The organism is Nocardiopsis sp. M1B1, from assembly GCF_052466615.1.
Genome location: NZ_CP196194.1, coordinates 5893031 through 5915933, shown reverse-complemented (window position 1 = coordinate 5915933; position 22903 = coordinate 5893031). Strand labels below are relative to the sequence as shown.

The following is a 22903-nucleotide window of genomic DNA, read 5'->3' as shown; positions in this document are numbered from 1 at the left end:
TGACCCGTCTCACACGAGCGGGAGCGGGGAGCCGAAGGCCGCCGGGACACGTTCCACCACCCCGCCCCGGAACACGTCGTACAGGTCCAGGGACTCCAGGTGGACGTAGCCGATGTGGCAGTCGCAGCTGGTCAGCGGGCACGGGCGGGGGCCGAGCCCGGCCGCGAACGAGCCGTCGTAGAGGTTGCCCATCGGCGTGTCCACGAAGTGGCACCGGCGCACGTCGCCGTCGCCGTCCACGGACAGCACAGTGTCACCGGTACGGCAGGGCAGGCCCCGGCTGGGGTGGGGGCTGCGGCTGTAGTGGAAGTGGGGGTCCAGGGCCTGCCACTGCTCGGCCTCGGCGTCGGTGTAGACGCGCCCCTCGGCGGCGTTCACCCACAGGTACACCCGCTCGGGCAGCTCGGCGCGCATCCGCCGGGCCGCCGCCAGGTGCTCCGGCTGGCCGACCACGCCGACGCTGAACCGCACCCCCATCCCGTCCAGCTCGCGCGCCTTGGCCAGGAAGCGCTCATGGGTCACCTGGCCGGGGTGGTAGGTGGTCCACAGCGCGGCGGTGGCGGGGTCGCAGTCGGCCAGCCAGCCCAGGCGGCCGCTCAGGTTGGTCTGGATGGCCACCCGCTCCACGTGCGGCAGGTGGCTGAGCCGGGTGATCGCGGCCCGGTACCAGGACCGCACCAGCCCTTCGCCCCACGGGGTGAACAGCACCGAGACCCGGGTGTCGGGGTGCTCCGACTCCAGCGCGGCCACCCAGCCGGTGAAGCGCTCCAGCGCGGCGCGGTCGGCGCGCAGCGTCTCGCGGTTGTCGCGCCGCTTGGCGAAGGGGCAGTACGGGCAGTCGTAGTCGCAGCTGGCCAGCGGTCCGCGGTAGAGCAGGGTCAGGTGCGGCGGGAGCGCGCGGGCCCGGACCGGGGAGGAGGGGGTCACCGCGCTCACCGGGCCTCGTAGTCGGCCATCAGGGCCGCGACCCCGGCGGAGAAGAACATCGGCCCCACCGCGTCGGAGTGCGCGAGCCCCTCGGGGGTCAGCCGCAGCAGGTCCGGCGCGCCGTCCCGCTCCAGCCAGCCGCGTCCGTCGAGCACCGCCAGGGTCGCGGCGAAGTCCTCCTCGGGGCGGGAGCCGAACCGGTCGGTGTAGGCGGCCGTGTCCATCCCCTCCGCGAGCAGCAGCGACTGGAGCAGGTGGCGGCGCCGCCGCTCGCCTTCGTCCATGTGGAACCCCACCTCGGCCCGTCCGAAGTCCGCTCGATCGCGGCCCGTGTAGTCGGCGATGATCGACCGCACCTGCCCCACGCCCACCGCGTAGTCGAAGGAGTAGTGCGCGGCGGAGGTGTAGGACCGTGCCCCGCAGCCCAGCCCCACCATGCCGTCGGTCTGGCAGGAGTGGTCCGGCGCCTGCGTCCTCGGGGCGTCCGCCCGCCGGAACATGCGCATGGACACCTGCTCGTAGCCGCGTTCGCGCAGGTGGTCGCGGCCCTGCCGGTACAGGCCCAGCCGGTGGTCGTCCCACGCGCGGGCGCGGCGGCCCAGCCCGGTGAGCGGGCGCACGTACAGCGGGTACAGGTAGACCTCCTCGGGCTCCCACTCCAGCGCCGTGTCCAGGGAGTAGGCCCAGGTGCGGGCGTCCTGGCGGTCGATGCCGTAGATGAGGTCGAGGTTGAGGTCGGCCGAGGCGTGCTCGCGGATCGCGGCCAGCGCACGGTCCACCTCGGCGCGCTTCTGCGGACGCCCGGCCGCGTGCGCCTCGGAGTCCAGGAAGCTCTGCACGCCCATGCTGATCCGGGTGGCGCCGCGCGCGTCGAGCACCGCCAGCCGGTCGGGCGTGGCCGTGGCCGGGGAGGTCTCCACCGACACCGGGATCGCGGACAGGTCCACCCCGAACGCGCGCTCGGTGAGGTCGTAGACCCGGGTGAGCTCCTCGGCGGTCAGGTAGGTGGGGGTGCCGCCGCCCAGGGCCGCCCGGGCGAAGGCGGCGCCCTCCGGCAGCGCGCCGGCCACCGCGTCCGCCTGCCGCTCCAGCGCGTCCAGGTAGGCGGTGACCTGCTCGGCCGGGGGAGTGGAGCGGGTGAACAGGTTGCAGAACCCGCAGCGCATCTCGCAGAACGGGATGTGCGCGTACAGCGACAGCGCGCCGACGTCCTCGCCGCGCCACAGGTCGGCGAGGGCCGGGCGCTCGCTGAAGGGCCGGTAGGCGCTCTTGTGCGGGTAGGCGTACACGTAGGACTGGTAGGGGGAGTCGGCGCGCACCGGTTCGGGGCGCGGGGTCAGGGCGGTGGTCACGCGGTCGCCTCCTGTGCGTCGGCGGGGGTGGTGCGTCCCTGCGGCAGGAACGCGTGGGCGTAGGGGACCGTCCACACGGTCTCGTGGCCGATCCGGTGGCCGGTGTAGCCGTCCTCCCCGTAGGCGGTGCCGTGGTCGGAGCACACGATCGCGAAGCAGGGGCGGCGGGCCGACATCGCGGCCAGCAGAGGCGGCAGGTGCCGGTCCACGTACTCCAGGGCCGCGGCGTGGCTCTCCCGGGTGTCGCCGTCCTCCCGGACGGCCCCGGGCAGGTGGAACCAGTTGGGCTGGTGCAGCGCCGACACGTTGAGCAGCAGGAACAGCGGCTGGTCCGCGGGGCGCTCCCCGGCGATCCGGGCCGCGCACGCCACCTGGTTCTCGAAGGAACGGGGGTCGGTCACGCCGAAGGACTCCTCCCAGTGGCTCTCGGCGAACATGTCCGGGATGACCGAGCCCACCGCCGACCGCCGGTTGAAGAAGCCCGTGCCCCCCACGCAGGCCGTGTGGTACCCGGCCCGGGCCAGCCCCGAGGCCAGGTCGGGCGCCTCGAAGGTCCAGGTGCCGGGCGCGGTGGACACGCTGCCGGGGAACGCGGCGGCGAACAGGCGCGGGTGCGGCCCGGGGGAGGCGGGGGTGGGCAGGAACCCGGCGAGCATCGCCAGGTGGGAGGCGTAGGTGAAGCTCGCGGGCGCGTGCCTGCGCTCCCACCGCCCGCCCGGCAGCAGCCGGGCCAGGTTCGGGGTGCGGCCCGCCTCGGCCAGCTCGTCGGCCACGTCGTGGCGCAGGGTGTCCAGGGTGAGCAGCAGAATGTCGTGCGTGCCCACCACGGCGTTCATGTCGGGTGCGGTGCTGTTCATCTGTTTGTTGGGCGTGGATACCCCGTCCTTCAGGGCGGGGAGGAAACGCCCTCTCCCTTCTCGTGACTTTCTGTTGGATTCGGCTCACGCGATCGCAGGGCGGTCGCTACGGTGTGTGCCATGATCAGGAAGAGTGTGAAGCGGGCGTTTCGGTACCGCTTCTACCCGAGTGATGTGCAGGCGGCTGAGCTGTCGCGCACGTTCGGGTGCGTGCGCCTGGTCTACAACCGCGCTCTGGCCGAACGCAGCGCCGCCTGGCAGCAGCGCCGGGAGCGGGTGGGCTACTCCCAGACCTCGGCGCTGCTGACCGCCTGGAAGAAGACGCAGGAGCTGTCCTTTCTCACCGAGGTCTCTTCCGTTCCGCTCCAGCAGACGCTGCGCCACCTGCACACCGCGTTCGGCAACTTCTTCGACCGGCGTGCGCGGTACCCGCGATTCAAGTCCAAGAAGACCTCCCGGGCCTCGGCGGAGTACACCGCAAGCGCGTTCCGCTACCGCGACGGCCACCTGACCCTGGCCAAAATGAGCGAACCCCTGGACATCGTGTGGTCGCGCCCCCTGCCCGAAGGAGCACGCCCCTCCACAGTCACGGTCTCGCGCGACGCGGCCGGGCGCTGGTTCGTCTCGCTCCTGTGCGAGGACACCATCGAGTCGGTCCCGGCCACTCGCGACGCGGTCGGTGTCGATGTCGGAATCACCTCCGTGGTGACCTTGTCGACCGGGGAGAAGGTGGCCAACCCCCGCCACGAGCAACGCGACCGGGCCAGGCTGGCCAAGGCTCAGCGGGCGCTGGCCCGCAAGGCCCAGGGCAGCGCCGACCGGGACAAGGCGCGGCGCAGGGTGGCGCGGGCGTGCGCCCGTATCACCGACCGCAGGCGCGACTTCCTGCACAAGCTCTCCACTCGACTCGTCCGCGAGAACCAAGTGGTCGTGATCGAGGACCTCACGGTGCGCAACCTGGTCAAGAACCGCAGACTCGCCCGGGCGATCTCCGATGCGGCCTGGCGTGAGCTGCGCACCATGCTGGAGTACAAGTGCGCCTGGTACGGACGCGATCTGGTCGTGGTGGACCGGTTCTTCCCCTCCTCTAAGTTGTGCTCGACCGCCGGGTGCGGGCACATCCAGGCGTCGTTGCCGTTGCACGTCCGGACGTGGACGTGCCCTCGGTGCGGAGCGACCCATGACCGGGATGTGAACGCGGCGAACAATCTCAGGGCCGCCGGGCTGGCGGCATCTGCCTGCGGAGCTGGTGTGAGACCTCAACGGGAGTCCTCCCGGACGGGGCGACCGGCGACGAAACAGGAAGGCCACGGGGCGACCCGTGACGAGGCTTTGGCCTCGAACCACCGGTAGGTGGTTCCGGATTCTCCTGCCTTCAGGCAGGAGAGGAAGTCAAGCGCTCTCGGGTTCGGGGACGGGGAAACGGCCGGTGGTCAGGGCGTGCAGCTGCTCGGCGTAGGTGTCGCGGCCCTCGTGCAGGACGCCTGGGAGCAGGTCGCCGAAGGCGTTGACCTCGCACACGGCGAACTCCCGCCACCCCGGGGAGGCCAGCAGGTCCACCCCGGCGTACAGGGTGCGCGGGAAGCACGCGGCGGCGGCCTCGGCCGTGGCCATCGCCTGCTCCCAGGAGTGGGGGCTCACCGACTCCCGCAGGGCCGCCAGGTCGCCCCGGGCGTTGCCCAGGTGCAGGTTGGTCATGGGCGAGGACGAGGAGCGCACCACGACGTGGGCGGCCCGGCCCGCGACCACCACCACGCGCAGGTCCACGGCCTTGCCCGCGAATCCCGCCTTGGGCACCCACCGCTCCACATGCAGGTGGTCGGGGGCCAGGGCGTCCACCACCGCCGCGACGTCCTCCTCGCGGGTGTAGGTGCGCAGCCGCAGGCTGTTGTACAGCTCCACGGAGCCGTCGGCGCCCCGGACCAGGTCGGCCGAGGTGACCGCGCGGACCCGTCCGCCCGAGGCGGTGGCCAGCGCCACCACGCCGGAGGCCGAGGAGCCGTGCGCGGGTTTGACGAACACCCTCGGCCAGCGGTGGGCCTCCATCGCCGCGCGCAGCGACGCGTAGCCGGTGACCGGTCCGGGCAGGGCGGGCGGCACCGGCACCCCGGCCGCCGCCAGGCGGGCGTGGCAGCGCCGCTTGTCGCACATGTCCACCAGGTCGGCGGGCTCCTGGAGCAGGGCCGCGCCCGGTGTGGCGCGCACCGCCTCGGCGAGCCGGTCCAGCGCGGCCCGGAACCCGGCGTGCTGGTCGCCGGTGCCCTCGGCCCGGTACAGGTCGGGGACGCCCTCCCAGCCCCGCAGCAGGCGCTCGGTCTCGGCGTCGCCGCCCGGGGAGTCCACCCGGACCAGGGCGCCCTCCGGCAGCTCCACCGGCCCGGCGGCCAGCGCGCGCCACGGCACGACCACCGGTCCGGGCAGGCCGAGGGCCCCGGCCGCGGCGCCGAACAGCTCCAGGCGCCGGTGGCCGGGGACCCCCACCACGACCAGGGGGCGTCCGGGGGTCACTCCGCGACCGCGGTGTAGTAGTACGGCTCGCCGCCCCCGTGGGTGTACGGCTCCCGGTGCTCGGACAGGTCCACCTCCACGCCGGGCAGGGCGGCGCGGATCCGCGCCCGCACGTCCTCGGACAGGTAGTGGTGGTGCAGGTCCAGGCGGCGCAGCCCCGCGAACGCGGACGCGGACTTGATCAGGGCCCGTCCGCCCTTGTCGGTGAGGATGCCCAGGGACAGGTCCAGGACGTCCAGGGAGGCCAGGACGGGGGCCTGGGCCAGGACGGGGACCCACTCGTCCACGTCCTCGGCGTTGCGCAGGCCCAGGTAGCGCAGTTCGGGGAAGGCCTCGCCGGAGAGCACCCGCGCCAGGTCGTCCGGGGTGGTGTCGCCCCGGTAGTTCTCCGTGCCCAGCCACAGTTCGAGGTTCTCCAGGGAGGGCAGCGGCGAGGCGGCGACCTCGCGCGAGACCTGGCCGGGCAGACCGCCGGTCTGCAGGACCAGGGTCCGCAGGCCGGTGTGCTCGGCCAGGGCCAGCTCCAGCTTGCCGTCGCCCAGGTAGGGGTCGCCGGTGCCGCGCACGGTCAGTTCCTCCAGCAGGGGGAACGCCGCCACCAGGGGGGCCAGGTCGCTCTGGTGGATCCAGGAGATCTCGTACTCCTCCTGGAGGATCTCGCCGAAGAACAGCGCCCGCAACTCGGGGAACGCGTCGGCGGCGGCGACGAGCGCGTCGCGCGGGACGGTCGAGGGCGGCTCCTCCTCGAAGTCGCCCCAGCCGCCGACGATCAGGGCCCGGACCCGGCCGGTGTCCACGGCCGCGAGGAAGCGGGCGAAGTAGTCCCCGAAGTCCTCGGCCGGGTAGACCGACGAGACGCGCAGCCGCCACGCCACCGAGCCGGGGTCGGCGACCGCGGCGGCCAGCGCCTCGGGGGACTGGGGCGGGTCCTCGGAGTAGATGCCCTCCTCCTCGGTCTCGACCGCGGGGAACTCGACCACGGGCAGGCCCGCGAACTCGGTGACGTGGTGGCTGTTCGGCACAGGGGGCTCCTACCTCGGGGTTTCGGGCAGGAACATATCTAGCAGCCCGGGGTGACACGACGGACGGTGCGGGCCCTACTCGCTGACGGCCGTGTAGAAGCCGGCCGAGTCGTAGTCGAAGTCCTCGTCCTCCCAGTCACTGCCGACCTCGCGTTCGGACAGGTCCACGTCCACACCGGTTCCGGCGAAGGCGGCCCGGACGTGCTCCTGCATGACCTCGGACAGGTAGTGGTGGTGCAGGTCGAGCCGCTTCAGGTGCGCGAAGGCGGGCGCGGCCTCGACCAGGGCCCGAGCGCCCTTGTCGGTGAGGGTCCCCAGGGACAGGTCCAGGGTGTGCAGGCGGGAGGTGACGGGTGCCCCGGCGAGGACCGGAACCCAGTCGTCGGTGTGCTCGGCGTTGCGCAGGCCCAGCGAGCGCAGCGCGGGGAAGGCCTCGCCGGACAGGACCGGGGCGAGGTCCTCCGGGGTGGTGTCGCCGCCGTAGTTCTCCACTCCCAGCCACAGTTCCAGGTGCTCCAGGTTCGGCAGCCCGGACGAGACGATCTCGCGGGTGAGTCTGCCGGGCAGTCCTCCGCCCTGGAGGGTGAGGCGGCGCAGCGAGTCGTGCCGGTGTACGTGCAGGCTCATCTCGCCCGTGCCGCGCACCGCGAACTCGGTCAGCCGGGGGAGGGCGTCCAGGACCGGGGCCATGTCGCCCAGTTCGATCCACGAGACCTCGACCTGCTCGAAGGTCACGTCGCAGTAGAAGAGGGAGCGCAGCCCGGTCAGGTCCGGCGCCACCTCCAGGAGGGCGCGCTTGAGGGGGTCGGGGCACTGCACGGAGAAGGTCTCCCGCATGTCCCCGAGCACGACGGCGGCGACCCGGTCCTGGTCCACCTGCGCGATGAACCGCCGGTAGTCGTCCAGGGGCTCCTCATTGTCGCTGAGGCGCCAGGCCACCGAGCCGGGGTCGGCCAGGGCCGCGGCCAGTGCCGGTGGCGGGTAGGGGCCGGGGTCGGTGAAGCTCCCGCCCCGCCACTTCGCCCTCTCGCGCTCCTCCTCGGCCTCCCGGGCCCACCCCTCTGAGGAGCGGTACTCGACGACGGGCAGTCCGGCGAACTCGGTCAGGTGGGCGTCGAAGGCCACGGGGTCTCCCAGGGGTGCGGCTGAGGGTGTGCGTCCATGCCTACCAGTGCGCTCCGACAGCCCGGGCCGCCCGTGTCCGGGCGGGCGGCCCGGGCTCCCCGGCGGTTCCCGGGGCTACTCCGAGACCGCCGGGTAGTACACGGCGCCGCTCCCCCAGCCGTCCGGCTCCCTGCGTTCGGACAGGTCCACCTCCACCCCGGCCCGGGTGAACACCGCGCGGACCTCCTCCTCCGCTTCCTCGGACAGGTAGTGGCGGTGCAGGTCCAGCCTTTGGAGCCCGCGGAACACGGGCGACTCCAACAGGGGCGGGACGTCCTCGTCGCGCAGGGTGCCCAGGGACAGGTCCAGGGTGTGCAGGCGGGGGGTGACCGGTGCCTCGGCGAGGACCCGCACCCAGACTCCCGTGTGCTCGGCGTTGCGCAGGCCCAGCGAGCGCAGCCCGGGGAAGGCCTCGCCGGACAGGACGGGGGCGAGGTCTTCCGCGGTGGTGTCGCCCTCGTAGTCCTTCACCCCCAGCCACAGCTCCAAGTGCTCCAGGGCGGGGAGCCGAGCGGAGACGACCTCACGGGTGAGCCGCGCGGGCAGCCCTCCGCCCTGGAGGGTGAGGCGGCGCAGCCCGGCGTGCTCCAGTGCCTCCAGGCTCAGGCTGATGGTGCCGCGCACCGCGAACTCGGCCAGACCGGGGAGGGCGGCCACCAGCGAGGACAGGTTCCCGTGCTCGATCCACGACGCCTCGCACTGCTCGAAGGTCAGGTCGGCGTAGAAGAGGGAGCGCAGGCCGGGCAGGCGCGGAGCGAGCTCCGTGAGGGCGTCGCGGACGGCGTCGGAGGACTCCGCCTCGAAGAAACCGTCCACCAGATCGCCGACCACGAGGGCGCGGACCGCGGCCGGGGCGCCGACGAACTCCAGGAAGCCCTCCAGGTGGGCCCGGGGGTCGTCGTCCCCGGCGTCGTACGGATCCAACCGCCAGGCCACCGACCCGGGGTCGGCCAGGCCGTCCCGCTCCGGGGACCGGACACCGGGTGGGAGGGCCTCCCCGTGCCTCTCCAGGCGGCGGGCTTCCGGGTAGCTCGCGACGGGCAGTCCGGCGAACCCGGTCAGGTGGTCGTGGAAGGTCAAGGCGACTCCCGCAGGTTCGGAGGGCGTGTGCGGCCATGCATAGCAGCGCACTCCGACACCGAGGTCTCCACCAGCACCGCCCTCATGGTGGGGCACTCCAAGATGTCCGGCGACTCGCAGGAGAGCGTGTGCGCCACCATGTCGCGGACCGCCCGCAGCCGGGCCATGCGCTCGTCCAGCCGCGCCAGGTGCTCGGCCAGGCGGTCGCGCCGCGCCGCCCCGTCCTCGGCGCCGAACAGCTCCCGGATCTGCTCCAGGCTGAACCCGGCCTCCTGGGCGCGCAGCACCAGCGCCACTCGCAGGCGCTGCTCGGGCGTGTACCGGCGCTGGCCCCCCGCGCGGCGGGACGGTTCCAGGACGCCGACCGACTCCCAGTGCCGCAGCACGTGGGTGGCCAGCCCGAAGGGCTCGGCCAGTTCGCCGATGGACAGCTCCGACTCGCTTGACTTCATGTGGACATTAACTTCCACACTGGTGCTCCGGTCAAGGGACCGACCTGAGGGAGGACACCGTGGACGAGCGGACCGAGCGGGTGCGCGGCGAGTGGGACAGGATGTCGCGGGGCTACGACCGCGGCGCGGGGGTTCAGCGGGCCGTGCTCGGCCGCACCCGCGCCCGGCTGTGCGCCGAGGCGCGCGGCCGGGTCCTGGAGGTCGCCGTGGGCACCGGCCAGAACCTGCCCCACTACCGGGACGGGGTGGAGGTCACCGGCGTGGACCTGAGCCCCGGCATGCTGTCCAGGGCGCGCGAGCGGGCCGCCGGACTGGGCGGGCGCTTCACCCTGCGCGAGGGCGACGCGCAGGACCTGCCCTTCGGAGACGGGGAGTTCGACACCGTCCTGTGCGCGCTCGCCCTGTGCACCATCCCCGACCAGTACCGCGCCCTGTCCGAGATGCACCGCGTCCTGCGGCCGGGCGGGCTCCTGCTGCTGGTCGACCACGTCGAGTACACCCGCTGGCCCCTGCGCGTCCGGGAGGCCCGAAAGGACCGGCCCCGGCGGCTGCCCCGGCACGTGGCCGCCGACGCGGGGTTCGTGATCGACCGCCACGACCGGACCGCGCTGGGGTTCGTGGAGCGCGTGGTCGCCCACCGCGTCGCCTGAACGGCGGACGGGCGGGGACGCGGAATCCGGTCCTTCTCCCCGGAGGCGCGGGGACGACCGAAAACCGGGCGCACGCGGCTCTCCGGGGCCGACGCGGCGCTGCGGCGGGACTTCCCGCGGGCGCGGTGTGACAGTGGTCCCATGGCTACGCACAGCGAACTGCGAGACTTCTGGGAACGCCGTCTCGAAGGCGACTGGACCGAGAGCGGCGTCGGCTACCGGGCCCTGGGCCGCCCCTTCAACACGTGGATGTACAAGGTGCGCGAGGAGGTGTTCCTGCGCGAGGCCGCCCGGCTGACCCCCGGCCGGTCCGGCGCCAGCGTCCTCGACGTGGGCAGCGGCACCGGCTTCTACGTGCGCCTGTGGGAGCGGATGGGCGTCGGCGACGTCACCGGGTGCGACATGACCGACGCCGCCGTGCAGCGCCTGCGCGGCAGGTTCCCCGAGCACAGGTTCGTCCGCCAGGACGCCGCCGACCTCGACGCCTTCGACGACGACTCCTTCGACGCGCTGTCCTGCATGGACGTGCTCTTCCACATCACCGACGACGAGCGCTACACCCGGGCCGTCGGCGAGTTCTCCCGGGTGCTGCGCCCCGGCGGCCTCCTCGTGATCTCCGAGAACTGCCTGCGCCGCCCCGAGCAGCGCGGCGAGCACCAGGTCAACCGCACCCTGGAGTGGATCAGGGACACCGCGGACCGGGCCGGGTTCGACCTGGTCCGCCGGGTGCCCATGCTCATGCTGATGAACGCCCAGGTGGACGCCCCCGCGCCCTGGCGCAAGGCGTGGGGCGGGGCCCTGCGCGCGGCCACCCTCACCGCGCCGACCGGGTGGCTCGCGGGCGCGGCGCTCTACCCGCTGGAGCGGCGCCTGGTCCGGGGCCGCAGTGAGAGCCCGACCACGGAGCTGGTGGCGTTCCGCCGCCGGGAACGGGGGTAGGAGGAGAGTCCTGTGTCACGGGAGACACGGGGCGGACGCGCCGCCGTCCGCCGGTGTCCCGGGATACGGTTGACGTCCACTTTGTACCAGGGGCGTCCGCGGTCGGGCCCGGCACCGCGGAGGTCCCTGCCCGGGAGGCGACTGTGCGACGCTCCACCATCACCTCGGTGGCCAAGTGGGGGCTCGCCGGGCTGGTGACCACCCAGGTCGCCGTGGCCGCGACCCTCATGGGGGTCAACCACTGGCGCAGGAAGGTGCGGCCGCGCCGGGCCTTCTTCCCCCGCACGGCGCCCGCCGAGCTGCCCGTGGGCGACACCGGGACCACGGCGACCGTGTACACCTACGGCGAGGACCTGTTCGAGGACATGATCGCGGCGATCCGGGGGGCCCGGCGCCGCGTCCTGTTCGAGTCCTACATCATCAAGGACGACCGGGTGGGCCAGCGGTTCAAGCGCGCGCTCATCGAGGCGGCCGACCGGGGCGTCGAGGTGTACGTCGTCTACGACGGCTTCGCGAACCTGGTGGTGCCCCGGTCCTTCTTCCGCTTCCCGTCCAACGTCCACGTGCTGGAGTACCCGCTCCTGCGCCCCGGCGTGCTGCTGCTGAACATCCGCAAGTCCGGCCGCGACCACCGCAAGATCCTCACCGTCGACGGCGAGGTGGGCTTCGTCGGCGGGTACAACGTGGGCTCGCTCTACGCCACCGACTGGCGCGACACCCACATGCGCGTGACCGGTCCGGCGGTGTGGGAGCTGGAGAACGCCTTCAGCGACTTCTGGAACATGAACCGGCGGTCCCTCCAGCCCGAGCTGGAGAACTTCGGCGACCCCGACTGGGACGCGCACTTCCGCGTGCACCGCAACGTGCCCGAGATGCTCATCTACCCCATCCGGGCGATGTTCCTGGAGGCCATCGACCGGGCCAAGGAGCGGGTGCTGTTCACCCAGGCCTACTTCATGCCCGACCGGGAGCTCCAGAACGCCCTGGTCGACGCGGTCGAGCGCGGCGTGGACGTCAACGTCCTCGTGCCGGAGGAGTCCAACCACGTCGTCGCGGACTGGATCTCCCGCAGCCAGTACTCGGTGCTGCTGCGCGGCGGCGTGCGCCTGTGGCTGTACCGCGACGCCATGGTGCACGCCAAGACGGCGACGGTGGACGGCCGCTGGTCCACGATCGGCACCGCCAACGTGGACCGGCTGAGCCTGACGGGCAACTACGAGATCAACGTGGAGATCTTCGACGAGGGCGTGGCCGCGCACCTGGAGGAGGTCTTCGCCAACGACCTCGCCAACGCCCGCGAGCTGACCGAGTGCGAGTGGCGGAACCGCCCCTGGTACGCCAAGTTCGGCGAGGCCGTGCTGGCGCCTTGGCGGCCCTTCCTGTGAGCCGTGGCGGCGGGCGCCGTCTCCCCCGCCCGCTCAGGAGCGGCGGCGCTTGGGCGGCGGCCCGAGCCGGTTGGGGAAGAACGGGTCCGGGTCCGTCTTGCGGGGCCGGGGCCCGCCCCAGTGCTGGGGGCCCGGGTGCGGGGTGCGGTGGAGCGCCCCGGCGATGGCGGCGGGCGAGCCGCCCCGCTGCCTGGCGGGTGTTCTGTCCGGTTCCTCCGCCTGCCCGTCCCGGAAGTGCTCCGCGTGCGCCATCCGTATGACCTCCCCCGTCCGGTACCTGCTCCCGCTCCATGATCGGACGAGCCGCCCCCGGTGTCATGGCGACACGTGGGGGAAGCGGCACCGTTGACCGGGGAGAACGCGCAAACGCGGGGCCCGGTCACGGGTCGTCCGGCTCCGGGGCCGGTCCGGACGCCCGCCGACGCGCCGTGTCGGCGGCCGACCGCCGTCCGCCGGGATCGCGCGCCCGTCACCCGTCCGCGGCGGCGTGCCGCTCACCGGCGCGCCGTATGCCGCGGCGGACGAGGCCGCGCACGCCCGGGAGCAGGACGGCCCGGATCGCCAGGTCGTTCATCCACACGTGTGCGCGGCTGGAGGGGGCGTACTGGCGTGTCCCCCGCCGGGCGAGCGCCTGCCGCCTGAGGGTCTCGGGGCGCAGGTCCGCCTCCCACCGTGCCAGGGCGCCGGTGACGTCGCCGCCGTGCCGCTCCAGGGCGTCGCCGAGCCGGTCGGCTCCGCTGAGCGCGAGGGCCGCGCCGTACCCGGCGAACAGGGAGGGGCACCAGGCCGCGTCGCCCAGCAGCACGACCCGGCCGCGGCTCCACCGGTCCGCGCGGACCTGGCTGACGGAGTCGAAGTAGGCGCCGGACGGGTCGGCGCGCAGTTGGCGGAGCACATCGGGCACGCCCCCGCCGAGGTCTCCGAACGCCGCGGTGAGCGCCTGGACCGGCCCCCGGGCCAGTTCGGCGTCCGGGTCCGCGCAGCGGTAGGCGAAGAAGGCCGAGGACCGGCCCGGACCGAGGTTGACGACCGCCGCCGTGCGCCCCGGCCCGATGAACGTGGTGCCGGTCCCCTCGGGCACGTCCTCGGGGAGCCGGTCGAGCGGGAGCGCGCCCACGACGTGGTCTAGGTCGACGCGGAAGTCCTCCTCCGGGCCGAACACGGCGGCGCGGACGCCGGAGTGCAGCCCGTCGGCGCCGACGAGCAGGTCGGCGCGCTCGGCGGTGCCGTCGCTGAGTCCGACCCGGACGCCGTCGGCGTCCTGGGCCACGTCCACGGCGGTGGTGCCGAAACGGAAGGCCGCGGTCCCGCGCACGGCCTCGTACAGCGCCGCTTCCAGGTTCTCCCGGAACACGGTGAGCGCCCGGTCGCCGAGGGCGGCTCTGGCGATCTCGGGAGGGACGGCGAACTTGCGCCGGCCGTCGGCCCTCACCAGGACCGTGGAGAACAGGCCGAGGTCGCTGCCGGAGAGCGCGGGGACGAGGCCGAGGTGTTCGGCGGCGTCGTAGCCCCACCCGACCAGGTTCACCATGTAGCCGCCTCTGCGGCGGGCCGGGGCGCGCTCGACCACGAGCGTCTCCCAACCGGCCCGGTGGAGCCGCAGCGCGGTGGCGAGCCCGGCGATGCCCGCGCCGACGATCACCGCCCGCCCGGGGGGCGGGTCGCCGTCCCCGCCACCGACACGCTGGGAAGAGTCCCCGCCGTTCGTCACCGCGACCTCCGGACCACGTTGGTATGAGCAAGCGTTCACACAAGTATGAGCACGTGTTCATACTGGGCGCAAGCCGGTGGCCCGCCGCGCGGAGGCCGACCGCGACGGGGCCGCCCGAGGACCTAGAATTCCTGGCATGCCACGTGGTGTCGCCATTCCCGAACTCAGGCAGCGGCTCTTCTCCGCGGTCGAGCGCGTGATCGTGCGGGAGGGGCCGGGCGGACTCAGCGGCCGGGCCGTCACACGCGAGGCCGGTGTCGCCACCGGGCTGCTGTACGCCCACTTCGCGGACACCGACGACTTCCTGGCCGCCTACGCCGTCGACCGGGGCTTCCAGGTCGGCGCCGGGGCCGCGTCCCTGCCGGGACGCGCCGGTACGGGCACGGTCGCGGACAACCTGGCCGAGGCCGTGCTGGCGACCCCGCCGACGGTCCTCCTGGCGCTGGCCAGGCTCATGGCCTCCCGGCCGGAGCTGGCCGGACGCGTGCGCGCGGTCCTCGGCGACCGCACGGCCGGTCTGGAGGCGGTCGAGGCCGCGGTCGCGGACTACCTCGGCGCGGAGCGGCGCCTGGGGCGCCTCCACGGGAGCGCCGACCCCGAGGCCCTGGCGCTGGCCGTGGTCGGCGCGGTCCACCACCTGGTGCTCACCGGCGCGGAGGAGTCCGTGGTCCGCGACAGGATCCGGCGGACGGTGGCCGCGCTGGTCGCGGGTTTCACGGAGGCGGCCGACCGCCGGTAGCCACCTACGGGCCCCGGAACGCGCCGTACGGACCTTGGGAGAACCAACTACAACCCTGAAGCGCGGCCTCGCGTTGTAAGGGCTCGCTCCGCCTACCTCGCCGATCTCCTCGGTCCCAGCCACAGGGGGGTGCCTCGGGGGGGTCGGGGGGTCTCCCCCCGGAAAGCATCGCGGGCTGCGGCGAGCCGGTCGAAGACCGGCGAGCAGCAGCCCGCGCTATGCGGCCCCGGCAGGATTCGAACCTGCGGCACCCGCTTTAGGAGAGCGGTGCTCTATCCCCTGAGCTACGGAGCCATGGGTCTGGCGCGGGTATGTCTTACCCCGTCACCGGACCAAGCCTAACCCAGGATGGACGTGGATGGGGTGTCGGTCCGCCTCCGGCGGGGGCGGTTGGGGGACTCTGCGTGCATGGCGGAGTACGCTGACCTACGATTGGTTGTCCTGGTGCGGTGTGACGTTGTTCATGACGCATGTCGTGTTATGGCCGCATATGTACCATCGATAACGATGGGGGAGCGGGCTCGGCGTTGACCGGCCCGGCGGTGACCAGGTGTTTCACCGAAGCCCGGAGCAGAGGGCGGCGGGGCGGGGTGGGGCCCGTCCGCGACCCGCTCCGTCCGGTGGACCGATCTCGCGTGGCCGCATGTGGACATGTAGTACGTTGCCTTGCGGTCACGGGTAGGTGTTCGAGGAAAAGCAGCCGGAGGATCATTCGTGCCGTTCACTTCTGATGCGGCGCGGCGCAGGTCCCGCGTACCGGGTGGCGGCGGGGCGCTCACCGCCTTCGCCCTGTCCTACCGGGTCCGCTTCGCACAGGCGCTGACGCTCACGCTCGTCACCGCGCTCCTCGTGGCGCCGGTGCCCGTCGGCGTGCTGGAGCCCGCCGAGGCGAGCCTGGAGGAGTTCCGCGAGAGGGCCGAGACCGCCTCCCAGGAGCTGGAGGAGGCCAACCAGGACCTCGTCGACCGCCAGGAGGCGTTGGAGGACGCCCAGACGGAGCTGGTCCAGACGATCTACGACCTCCAGCAGACCGAACTCGAACTCAACGAGATGCGCGAACCGCTGGCCCAGCTGGCCAGCACGCTGTACAAGCAGCCCGACGGCGGCATGCTCGCCGTCCTGGCCTCGGGGTCGCTCACCGAGGACCTGCAGACCCAGTCCTACGCGGCGAAGATCTCCGAGGACAACCAGGCGCTCATCCAGGACGCCACCGACCTGCGCGAGGAGCAGGTCGAGCTGGCCAGCCAGGCGCAGGAGCTGCAGACCACCACCCAGCTCGAACAGGTGGAGCTGGCCGCGGACATCGAGGCCCTGCGCGAGCGGTCCGAGCAGACCACGAACGAGCTGGTGCAGGAGCTGGAGGACCGCGGCATCGACCCGGAGGCCTACATGGCCGCCGGGGACTGCGACCCGGACGCGGCCGCCAACGCCCAGGGGGCGGCCAACGGCCTGCTCCCGGCCAACTCCCTGTGCGACCTCTACGACGACAAGAAGCTGCGCGCCGACGCGGCCGTGGACTTCCTCCAGCTCAACGCCAGGTACGTGGACGAGTACGGCGAGAACATCTGCATCACCAGCGCCTACCGCGACCTGCCCAACCAGCACCGGGTCTACGGACAGGTCGCGCCGGGCTTCGCGGCCGTCCCCGGTACGAGCAACCACGGCCTGGGACAGGCGATCGACCTCGGCTGCGGCATCCAGAACTACCGTTCCGACCGCTGGCTCTGGATGGAGGCCAACGGCGCCGACTTCGGCTGGCACCACCCGGCCTGGGCCAAGTCCAGTCCCTTCGAGCCCTGGCACTGGGAGTACACCGGCTGACCCGCGGCGTCTTTCAGGGGGGCGGTCCCGCACGGGGCCGCCCCCCGGCGCGTCCGACCGCCTCAGGCGGCGGTCTCGGGCACCACCTCGCTGGTGCAGTGGGCGCAGCGGGACGCCTTCTTGCTGATCTCGCTGAAGCAGTGCGGGCACTCGCGGGTGGTGGCCTCCTCGGCCTTGACGAAGCGCTCCACCACCTTGGCCACGGGCAGGACCACGAAGAAGTACAGGATCGCTGCGGTGATCAGGAACGAGATCAGCGCGTCGACGAACGCCCCGTACAGGAACCGGCTCCCGTTGATCTCGAAGTAGAGGTCGCCGAAGGTGGGAACCCCGCCGAAGATGCCGATCAGCGGGGTGATGAACCCCTCGGTGAACGCGGTGATGAGGTTGGCGAAGACCGCGCCGATCACGACCGCGACCGCCAGCTGCACCAGGTTGCCCTGGAGCAGGAACTTCTTGAAGCCTTGCATGGATACAAGCCCTACATACTCGTGGTGTCCGTACGGGCGCCGGAGCGGGATCCCCCTGGTGGGAGCCCGCGGCGCCCGGCCAGCTTTGCCCACTGGAGGTCGCCGGTCAACCGCGGATGGTGATGGACAGCCGCGAGCCTGCCGCGTGGCCCGCCAGGCTCCTGGCCTCGACGGGCGTGGCGGCGACGACGATCAGCGCGCCGCCCTCCCCGCCGCCCGAGGACTCCTCCTCCGGCAGGGCCAGGACGGGGCGGTCGCTGACCACCTCCACGGCGGGGCCCGCCCGGGCCGGCGCGAGGTCGTCGCCCCCTCCGGCGGCGAGGACGTCCACCCGGCTGCCGGGGGAGAGCAGGCCCACCGCGCCGGGGTCGGCCACCCGCACCGGGACGGCGACCAGGCCGGGGCCGTAGGCCCGCGCGGGAGGGTCGGCGAGCCGGGCGTCGGTGATCACCTCCCCCCGGCGCACCGGGGCGTTGAGGCGCAGCCCGGCGGTCGCGGTGTCGGCCGCGAGCGCGCCGCCCGGCACGGACCCGGCGGGCAGGTCCCGGGCGGTGAGGTCGCCCTCGGTGAGGGGGTCCGCGGCGCCGAGGTCGCGGGAGGCGACCAGGACACGGGTGACGGGCACGGGCGGAGGGCGTACGGCCAGGACGGCGCTCAGGAGCGCGGCGGCGGCCAGGAGGGCGGCGACGGCGCGCCGGTGCCGGTCCAGGAGCCGGGTGAGCGTGCGACGGTGCCGGTAGGGGAGGGGCGCGGCGTTGGTCATACCCTCAACGCTAGGCCGCGGAGGGGCCGTTCGGAGGTTGTCCACAGGCCCGATCGCGCGGGCCGCGCACCGGGTCGGACCACTGGGGGTCCGGAGGGGGGAGGCGCGGGGCCGTCAGCGCCCCGTCGCGCTCGCCGGGGCCGGACGTGCCGCGCGCCGCCGAGGGGTCGGCGGCGCGGTGGCGGTCAACGGCCCGGCGGGTCAGCTCGTCGCGGCGGTGGCGCTGGTGCTGGCGGCCTTGCTCGTGGTGCTGCTGCCGGTGTCCGAGGAGGAGCTCTTGGCGTCCGAGGAGGCGGAGGACGCGGAGGAGGAGTCGGTGGAGCCCGAGTTCCCGCTGTCCTTGCTCTCGGAGGAGCCCGAGCCGGTCAGCACGGAGCTGTTGGAGGACTTGCCGCTGTCGGTGCGGTAGAAGCCGGAGCCCTTGAAGACGATGCCCACGGCGGAGTACACCTTGCGCAGGCGGCCCTCGCACTCGGGGCAGACGGTCAGCGCGTCGTCGCTGAAGCTCTGCACGACCTCCATCTGGGCGCTGCACTCGGTGCACGCGTACTGGTACGTAGGCACTGTTCGGCTCCTCCTTGCTGGCACTCTCGCCCGTTGACTGCTAAATAGTACGCGCTCGCCGACCGGAGCCGTGACAGGGCCTCGCCCACGGGGACCGGCGCGGGGGCGCGAACGGTCGGGCGCCGGGCGCCCCCGGAGCGCGACCGCCAGCGACAACGCCCCCGGGGCCCGGGTTAATCCCGCCCGCGTTCCCCGTCCCCGCGGCCCGGCCGCTTCCGCTCAGCCCCTCCGGCTCAACCGCTCCCGCTCGGCCGGTCCGCCCGGCCACACGCCCGAGCCGAGGACCCGCACCCCGCCGGACGGGGTGACCACGGCGTCCACCGGCCGGTCGTGCGACTCGGCGGGCAGCGACTCCACGAACTCCTCGTCGTGGACCAGGGCGATCGCCGGGGCGTGCGGGCCCTTGCGGGCCAGCGCGCGGTCGTAGCACCCGGCGCCGCGCCCCAGGCGCGTCCCCCGACGGTCCACGGCCACGGCCGGGCAGACCACGGCGTCGGCCCGGGCCAGCGCGTCGGGCCCGTAGCGGCGACCCACGGGCTCCAGCAGCCCGTGTCCGGCCGGGGCCAGGGAGTCCGGCCCGTCGAAGGCCGCCCAGTCCAGTTCGCCGCCGGGCAGGAACACGGGCAGCAGCACGTAGGCGCCGCGCTTCCACAGCGCCGCCACCAGCTTGCGGGTGTCGGGCTCGCCGCCCACGGAGTAGTAGCAGGCGACCGTCCCGCCCATGGCCAGCCACGGGACGTCCAGCAGCGCGTCGCGGACCGCCGACCCGGCCCGGGCGCGCTCCTCGGGACCCCGGGCGCGCCGCCGCTCCAGGAAACCCCTCCGCAGCCCGGCCTTGGCCTCACGCAGTTCGCTCTCGCCCATGGCCCCAGTGTGGCACCGCCCCGAACCGGCCGGTTGCCCCGCGCGGTGAACACGCGGTGGCGGGCCGCCCTCCGCGGCCCGAAACGATCCGTACTTCTTGGCGCCCTCCTGTGTGTGGAGGCGCGGAGACGGCCGACCACTGGCCTAAAGTGCCGACATGAACGACTCCACCGACCAGAAGCGACCCTCCGGTTCCGTGTCCGTCACGAAGGCGGTCGTACCCGCCGCGGGCCTGGGCACGCGTTTCCTGCCCGCGACCAAGGCCACGCCCAAGGAGATGCTGCCGATCGTGGACAAGCCCGCGATCCAGTACGTCGTGGAGGAGGCGGTGGCCGCCTCCCTCCAGGACGTCCTGATGATCACGGGCCGCAGCAAGCGCTCCATCGAGGACCACTTCGACCGGGCCTACGAGTTGGAGGAGGCGCTGGAGGCCAAGGGTGACGACGCCCGACTCCGCTCGGTGCGCGAATCCAGCGACCTCGCCCAGGTGCACTACGTCCGCCAGGGCGAGCCGCGCGGTCTGGGCCACGCGGTGCTGTGCGCGGAGGCGCACGTGGGCGACAACCCCTTCGCCGTCCTGCTGGGCGACGACCTCATCGAGTCCGCCGACCTGCTGCGCCGCATGATCGAGGTGCGCGAGCGCCACGGCGGCAGCGTCGTCGCCCTCATGGAGGTGGAGCCCGAGCAGGTGTCCCTGTACGGGTGCGCGGGCATCGAGCCCACCGACGAGGACGACGTCGTCACCGTCACCGACCTGGTCGAGAAGCCCGCCCCCGAGCAGGCACCGAGCCGCTGGGCGATCATCGGCCGCTACGTCTGCGACCCGGCGGTCTTCCCCGTCCTGCACGAGACCCCGCCCGGCCGGGGCGGCGAGATCCAGCTGACCGACGCCCTGCGCGAGCTGGCCCGGCGCAAGCCCGAGGACGGCGGCACGGTGCACGGCGTCCTCTTCCGCGGCCGCCGCTACGACACCGGCAACAAGGCCGACTACATCCGCACGGTCGTGGACTTCGCCTGCCGCCGCCCCGACCTCGCCGACGAACTGCTGCCCTGGCTGCGCGACTTCGTCGACCGCGCGCAGGCCCAGCGCCCCTGACCGGGGACCCCGGGCGCCCCGACCGGAGCCCGGCGCGCCACATACGGGGCCGGACGCGGCAAGAATGGGGCGTGAGCCGTCTCCTGAGGGAGGGGAGGCGGGGCCACCACAGGAACCGCGAACCGGGAGGAACCCCGTGAAGAGCGTCGAACAGCACGTCGCCGACGTCCTGGCACTGATCCCCGACCCCGTGCCGACCGAGCTGGACCTGCTCCAGGCACACGGCGCCGTGCTGGCCGAGGCCGTCACCTCGCCCGTGTCGCTGCCGGGCTTCGACAACTCGTCCATGGACGGGTACGCGGTGCGCGCCGCGGACCTGGAGTCGGCCTCGCCGGACAACCCCGTGCGGCTGCCGGTCGTGGCCGACATCCCGGCGGGGGACCCCTCCCCGACGGCGGTCCTGCCCGGCAGGTCCGCCCGGATCATGACCGGCGCGCCCATGCCCTCGGGGGCGGACGCGGTGGTCCCGGTCGAGTGGACCGACGGCGGCACGGCCAGTGTGACCTTCGACCGGCCGGTGAAGGAGGGCAACGCCGTGCGCCGCGCGGGGGACGACGTCACCGCGGGCGCCACCGTGCTGCGGCCCGGCGTGCGCGTCGGCCCGGGGGAGATGGGCGTCCTGGCGGCCGTCGGGCGCCGCTCGGTGCCGGTCTACGCCCGCCCCCGCGTGATGGTGCTCTCCACCGGCGAGGAGCTGGTCGAGCCCGGGCGCCCGCTCGGCCCCGGCCAGATCTGGGAGTCCAACAGCTTCATGATCGCCGCCGCCGCGCGCGACGCCGGGTGCGAGGTGCACCGCCACGGGTTCGTGGGCGATCACCCCCAGACGGTGCGCGACACGCTGGACGACCTGCTGGTGCGCGCCGACGTCGTGGTGACCACGGGCGGTGTGAGCATGGGCGCCCACGACGTGGTCAAGGAGGTGCTCACCCGCGAGGGCACCGTGGAGTTCGTCCAGGTGGCGATGCAGCCGGGCAAGCCCCAGGGCTTCGGCGTGATCGGCCCGGACCGGACCCCCATCATCACGCTGCCCGGCAACCCGGTGAGCGCCTTCGTGTCCTTCCAGGTCTTCGTCCGGCCCGCGCTGCGCCGCCTGCGCGGGCTCGACCCCCGGCCGCTGCCGAGCATGCGCGCCCTGCTCACCTCGCCGGTCACCTCCCCGCCCGGGCGCCGCTCCTTCCTGCGCGCGGTGCTGGAGGAGTCCCCCTACGGTCGCGACGCCGAGCCCACGGTGTCCCCGGCGTCGCACCAGGGCTCGCACCAGCTGTCCGCCCTGGCCGGGGCCAACGCGCTCGTGGTGGTGCCCGAGGAGGTGACCGAACTGGCCGCGGGCAGCCGCGTCGAGGTGGTGCGCCTGCCCGAACCGGCCTGAGCCGCGCCCGCCCGGGTCCGCGGACCCGTGGACCGGGTGCCCCGGGAGTGCCGTACGGTCGTGGTGGCGCGCTCCGGCGCGCCCGGACGGGGCCGACCGGCCGCGTTCCGCGTTCCGAGCGGAGGAGTTGGCGGGCCCATGACCGACACCCCACGGCGGGAGGGGGCCGACCACCCCTCCGGGTTCACCCACCTGGACGGGTCCGGCGCCGCCCGCATGGTCGACGTCTCGCAGAAGACGGTGAGCGCGCGCACCGCCACCGCGTCGGGACGGGTGCTGCTCGGCCCCGAGGCCGTCGCCGCCCTGCGCGGGGGAGAGGTGCCCAAGGGCGACGCCCTGGCCGTCGCCCGGATCGCCGGGATCCAGGCGGCCAAGCGCACCCCCGACCTGGTGCCCCTGTGCCACCCCATCGCCGTGCACGGGGTGGACGTGGACCTCGCCGTCGTGGACGCGGGCGTGGACATCCGGGCCACGGTCCGCACCGCCGACCGCACCGGCGTGGAGATGGAGGCGCTCACCTGCGTCATGGCCGCGGCCCTCGGACTGGTGGACATGGTCAAGGCGATCGACCCGGCGGCCGAGGTCACCGGGGTGCGCGTCGAGGAGAAGACCGGCGGCAGGAAGGGCCACTGGAGGCGTGGTGACTGACGCCGGGGCCTTCACCCCCCGCGTGGCGGTCGTCACGGCGTCCAACCGGGCGGCGGCGGGAGTATACCCGGACCGCTCCGGGCCGGTCGTGGCCGAGGCGCTGCGCGGGATCGGCTGCGCGGTCGTGGGGCCGTGGGTGGTCCCCGACGGCGAACCCGTGGCCCGGGCCATCGGCCGCGCCCTGGACGAGCGGCTCGACGCCGTCGTCACCACCGGGGGGACCGGGCTGACCCCGCACGACCACACGCCCGAGGTGACGCGCGCGCTGCTGTCCTACGAGATCCCCGGGATCGCCGAGGCGCTGCGGGCCGCGGGCAGGGACAAGGGCGTGCCCACGGCGATCCTGTCGCGCGGCCTGGCCGGGGTCGCCGAGCGCGCGGGGCACCGGATGCTCGTGGTCAACCTGCCCGGCTCCCGGGGCGGAGCCGCCGACGGGATGGAGGTGCTGGCGCCGGTGCTGCGGCACGCGGTGGACCAGCTGCGCGGAGGCGACCACGCCCGCTCCGAATGACACCGGACAAT

24 protein-coding genes and 1 tRNA gene are annotated in these 22903 nt (G+C 73.8%); 10 read left to right on the top strand and 15 right to left on the bottom strand.

What is annotated here, in order from left to right; translation table 11 throughout:
- Nucleotides 1–9 precede the first annotated feature (9 nt).
- Genes ACSTA4_RS25645 through ACSTA4_RS25635 form a run of 3 tightly spaced genes read right to left on the bottom strand, consistent with a single transcriptional unit; the run spans nucleotide 10 to nucleotide 3136 of the window.
- Nucleotides 10–936, bottom strand: a complete 927-nt coding sequence (locus tag ACSTA4_RS25645) for an STM4011 family radical SAM protein (protein ID WP_444961328.1) — start codon at nucleotides 934–936, stop codon at nucleotides 10–12.
- Complete coding sequence (locus tag ACSTA4_RS25640; protein WP_444961327.1) at nucleotides 933–2279, bottom strand: STM4012 family radical SAM protein; 1347 nt, start codon at nucleotides 2277–2279, stop codon at nucleotides 933–935. Before ACSTA4_RS25640 ends, ACSTA4_RS25645 begins: the two co-directional genes overlap by 4 nt.
- Nucleotides 2276–3136 (bottom strand): STM4013/SEN3800 family hydrolase, encoded by an 861-nt coding sequence (locus ACSTA4_RS25635; protein WP_444961326.1) that lies wholly within the window; start codon nucleotides 3134–3136, stop codon nucleotides 2276–2278. Before ACSTA4_RS25635 ends, ACSTA4_RS25640 begins: the two co-directional genes overlap by 4 nt.
- Nucleotides 3137–3256: 120 nt before the next feature.
- Between ACSTA4_RS25635 and ACSTA4_RS25630 the strand changes: the two genes are divergently transcribed.
- Nucleotides 3257–4489, top strand: a complete 1233-nt coding sequence (locus ACSTA4_RS25630) for an RNA-guided endonuclease InsQ/TnpB family protein (protein ID WP_444961325.1) — start codon at nucleotides 3257–3259, stop codon at nucleotides 4487–4489.
- 39 nt (nucleotides 4490–4528) lie between these two features.
- On the opposite strand, the gene ACSTA4_RS25625 is transcribed toward ACSTA4_RS25630, so the two are convergent.
- The 5 genes from ACSTA4_RS25625 to ACSTA4_RS25605 all read right to left on the bottom strand — a co-directional run bounded on the left by ACSTA4_RS25625 (nucleotide 4529) and on the right by ACSTA4_RS25605 (nucleotide 9362).
- Entirely contained in the window at nucleotides 4529–5644 is a 1116-nt protein-coding gene (locus tag ACSTA4_RS25625) for an STM4014 family protein (protein WP_444961324.1), read from the bottom strand.
- Complete coding sequence (locus ACSTA4_RS25620; protein ID WP_444961323.1) at nucleotides 5641–6666, bottom strand: STM4015 family protein; 1026 nt, start codon at nucleotides 6664–6666, stop codon at nucleotides 5641–5643. The genes ACSTA4_RS25625 and ACSTA4_RS25620 overlap by 4 nt, the downstream gene beginning before the upstream one ends.
- Nucleotides 6667–6741: 75 nt before the next feature.
- Nucleotides 6742–7791, bottom strand: coding sequence for an STM4015 family protein (locus ACSTA4_RS25615; RefSeq protein ID WP_444961322.1), 1050 nt, complete (start codon nucleotides 7789–7791; stop codon nucleotides 6742–6744).
- Between the two features lie 114 nt (nucleotides 7792–7905).
- A complete protein-coding gene (locus ACSTA4_RS25610; RefSeq protein WP_444961321.1) occupies nucleotides 7906–8910 on the bottom strand; it encodes an STM4015 family protein in 1005 nt (334 codons plus the stop codon).
- A complete protein-coding gene (locus ACSTA4_RS25605) occupies nucleotides 8907–9362 on the bottom strand; it encodes a helix-turn-helix domain-containing protein (RefSeq protein WP_444961320.1) in 456 nt (151 codons plus the stop codon). The genes ACSTA4_RS25610 and ACSTA4_RS25605 overlap by 4 nt, the downstream gene beginning before the upstream one ends.
- Before the next feature lie 59 nt (nucleotides 9363–9421).
- Here ACSTA4_RS25605 and ACSTA4_RS25600 point away from each other — a divergent pair, with 59 nt between their 5' ends.
- From ACSTA4_RS25600 to ACSTA4_RS25590, 3 genes are all read left to right on the top strand, one after another.
- On the top strand, nucleotides 9422–10012 hold the full coding sequence (locus tag ACSTA4_RS25600) for a class I SAM-dependent methyltransferase (protein WP_444961319.1): 591 nt from the start codon (nucleotides 9422–9424) through the stop codon (nucleotides 10010–10012).
- 141 nt (nucleotides 10013–10153) lie between these two features.
- Nucleotides 10154–10951 carry a class I SAM-dependent methyltransferase gene (locus tag ACSTA4_RS25595; RefSeq protein ID WP_444961318.1) on the top strand — a complete coding sequence of 266 codons (798 nt, stop codon included), beginning with the start codon at nucleotides 10154–10156 and terminating at the stop codon, nucleotides 10949–10951.
- A 143-nt stretch (nucleotides 10952–11094) separates the two neighbouring features.
- On the top strand, nucleotides 11095–12336 hold the full coding sequence (locus tag ACSTA4_RS25590) for a phospholipase D-like domain-containing protein (protein ID WP_444961317.1): 1242 nt from the start codon (nucleotides 11095–11097) through the stop codon (nucleotides 12334–12336).
- Between the two features lie 33 nt (nucleotides 12337–12369).
- Here the strand turns inward: ACSTA4_RS25590 and ACSTA4_RS25585 are convergent, their stop codons facing one another.
- Together ACSTA4_RS25585 and ACSTA4_RS25580 are read right to left on the bottom strand one after the other, a co-directional pair.
- Complete coding sequence (locus ACSTA4_RS25585) at nucleotides 12370–12588, bottom strand: hypothetical protein (RefSeq protein WP_013155098.1); 219 nt, start codon at nucleotides 12586–12588, stop codon at nucleotides 12370–12372.
- Between the two features lie 217 nt (nucleotides 12589–12805).
- Nucleotides 12806–14047 (bottom strand): FAD-dependent oxidoreductase, encoded by a 1242-nt coding sequence (locus ACSTA4_RS25580; RefSeq protein ID WP_444961316.1) that lies wholly within the window; start codon nucleotides 14045–14047, stop codon nucleotides 12806–12808.
- Between the two features lie 136 nt (nucleotides 14048–14183).
- On the opposite strand from ACSTA4_RS25580, the gene ACSTA4_RS25575 reads away from it, so the two are divergent.
- The gene (locus ACSTA4_RS25575) at nucleotides 14184–14786 is read left to right on the top strand and encodes a TetR family transcriptional regulator (RefSeq protein ID WP_444961315.1); all 603 of its coding nucleotides are present in this window, start codon (nucleotides 14184–14186) and stop codon (nucleotides 14784–14786) included.
- Between the two features lie 221 nt (nucleotides 14787–15007).
- On the opposite strand, the gene ACSTA4_RS25570 is transcribed toward ACSTA4_RS25575, so the two are convergent.
- A tRNA-Arg gene (locus ACSTA4_RS25570) sits at nucleotides 15008–15080 on the bottom strand.
- 420 nt (nucleotides 15081–15500) lie between these two features.
- On the opposite strand from ACSTA4_RS25570, the gene ACSTA4_RS25565 reads away from it, so the two are divergent.
- A complete protein-coding gene (locus tag ACSTA4_RS25565; protein WP_444961314.1) occupies nucleotides 15501–16607 on the top strand; it encodes a D-alanyl-D-alanine carboxypeptidase family protein in 1107 nt (368 codons plus the stop codon).
- A 62-nt stretch (nucleotides 16608–16669) separates the two neighbouring features.
- On the opposite strand, the gene ACSTA4_RS25560 is transcribed toward ACSTA4_RS25565, so the two are convergent.
- From ACSTA4_RS25560 to ACSTA4_RS25545, 4 genes are all read right to left on the bottom strand, one after another.
- Complete coding sequence (locus ACSTA4_RS25560; protein ID WP_248772113.1) at nucleotides 16670–17077, bottom strand: MscL family protein; 408 nt, start codon at nucleotides 17075–17077, stop codon at nucleotides 16670–16672.
- A gap of 106 nt (nucleotides 17078–17183) precedes the next feature.
- A complete protein-coding gene (locus ACSTA4_RS25555; protein ID WP_444961313.1) occupies nucleotides 17184–17840 on the bottom strand; it encodes an SAF domain-containing protein in 657 nt (218 codons plus the stop codon).
- A 201-nt stretch (nucleotides 17841–18041) separates the two neighbouring features.
- Nucleotides 18042–18404, bottom strand: coding sequence for an FmdB family zinc ribbon protein (locus ACSTA4_RS25550; RefSeq protein ID WP_444961312.1), 363 nt, complete (start codon nucleotides 18402–18404; stop codon nucleotides 18042–18044).
- A gap of 219 nt (nucleotides 18405–18623) precedes the next feature.
- Nucleotides 18624–19268, bottom strand: coding sequence for a 5-formyltetrahydrofolate cyclo-ligase (locus ACSTA4_RS25545; protein ID WP_444961311.1), 645 nt, complete (start codon nucleotides 19266–19268; stop codon nucleotides 18624–18626).
- 157 nt (nucleotides 19269–19425) lie between these two features.
- Between ACSTA4_RS25545 and galU the strand changes: the two genes are divergently transcribed.
- The 4 genes from galU (at nucleotide 19426) to ACSTA4_RS25525 (ending at nucleotide 22892) form a co-directional block, all read left to right on the top strand.
- Nucleotides 19426–20364 (top strand): UTP--glucose-1-phosphate uridylyltransferase GalU, encoded by a 939-nt coding sequence (gene galU / locus ACSTA4_RS25540; protein ID WP_061079972.1) that lies wholly within the window; start codon nucleotides 19426–19428, stop codon nucleotides 20362–20364.
- 136 nt (nucleotides 20365–20500) lie between these two features.
- Nucleotides 20501–21733 (top strand): molybdotransferase-like divisome protein Glp, encoded by a 1233-nt coding sequence (glp, locus tag ACSTA4_RS25535; RefSeq protein ID WP_416023518.1) that lies wholly within the window; start codon nucleotides 20501–20503, stop codon nucleotides 21731–21733.
- 138 nt (nucleotides 21734–21871) lie between these two features.
- Nucleotides 21872–22381: a cyclic pyranopterin monophosphate synthase MoaC gene (moaC, locus tag ACSTA4_RS25530; protein WP_444961310.1), complete on the top strand. Its 510-nt coding sequence runs from the start codon at nucleotides 21872–21874 to the stop codon at nucleotides 22379–22381.
- Nucleotides 22374–22892: a MogA/MoaB family molybdenum cofactor biosynthesis protein gene (locus ACSTA4_RS25525; RefSeq protein ID WP_444961309.1), complete on the top strand. Its 519-nt coding sequence runs from the start codon at nucleotides 22374–22376 to the stop codon at nucleotides 22890–22892. Before moaC ends, ACSTA4_RS25525 begins: the two co-directional genes overlap by 8 nt.
- The last annotated feature ends 11 nt before the right edge of the window (nucleotides 22893–22903 follow it).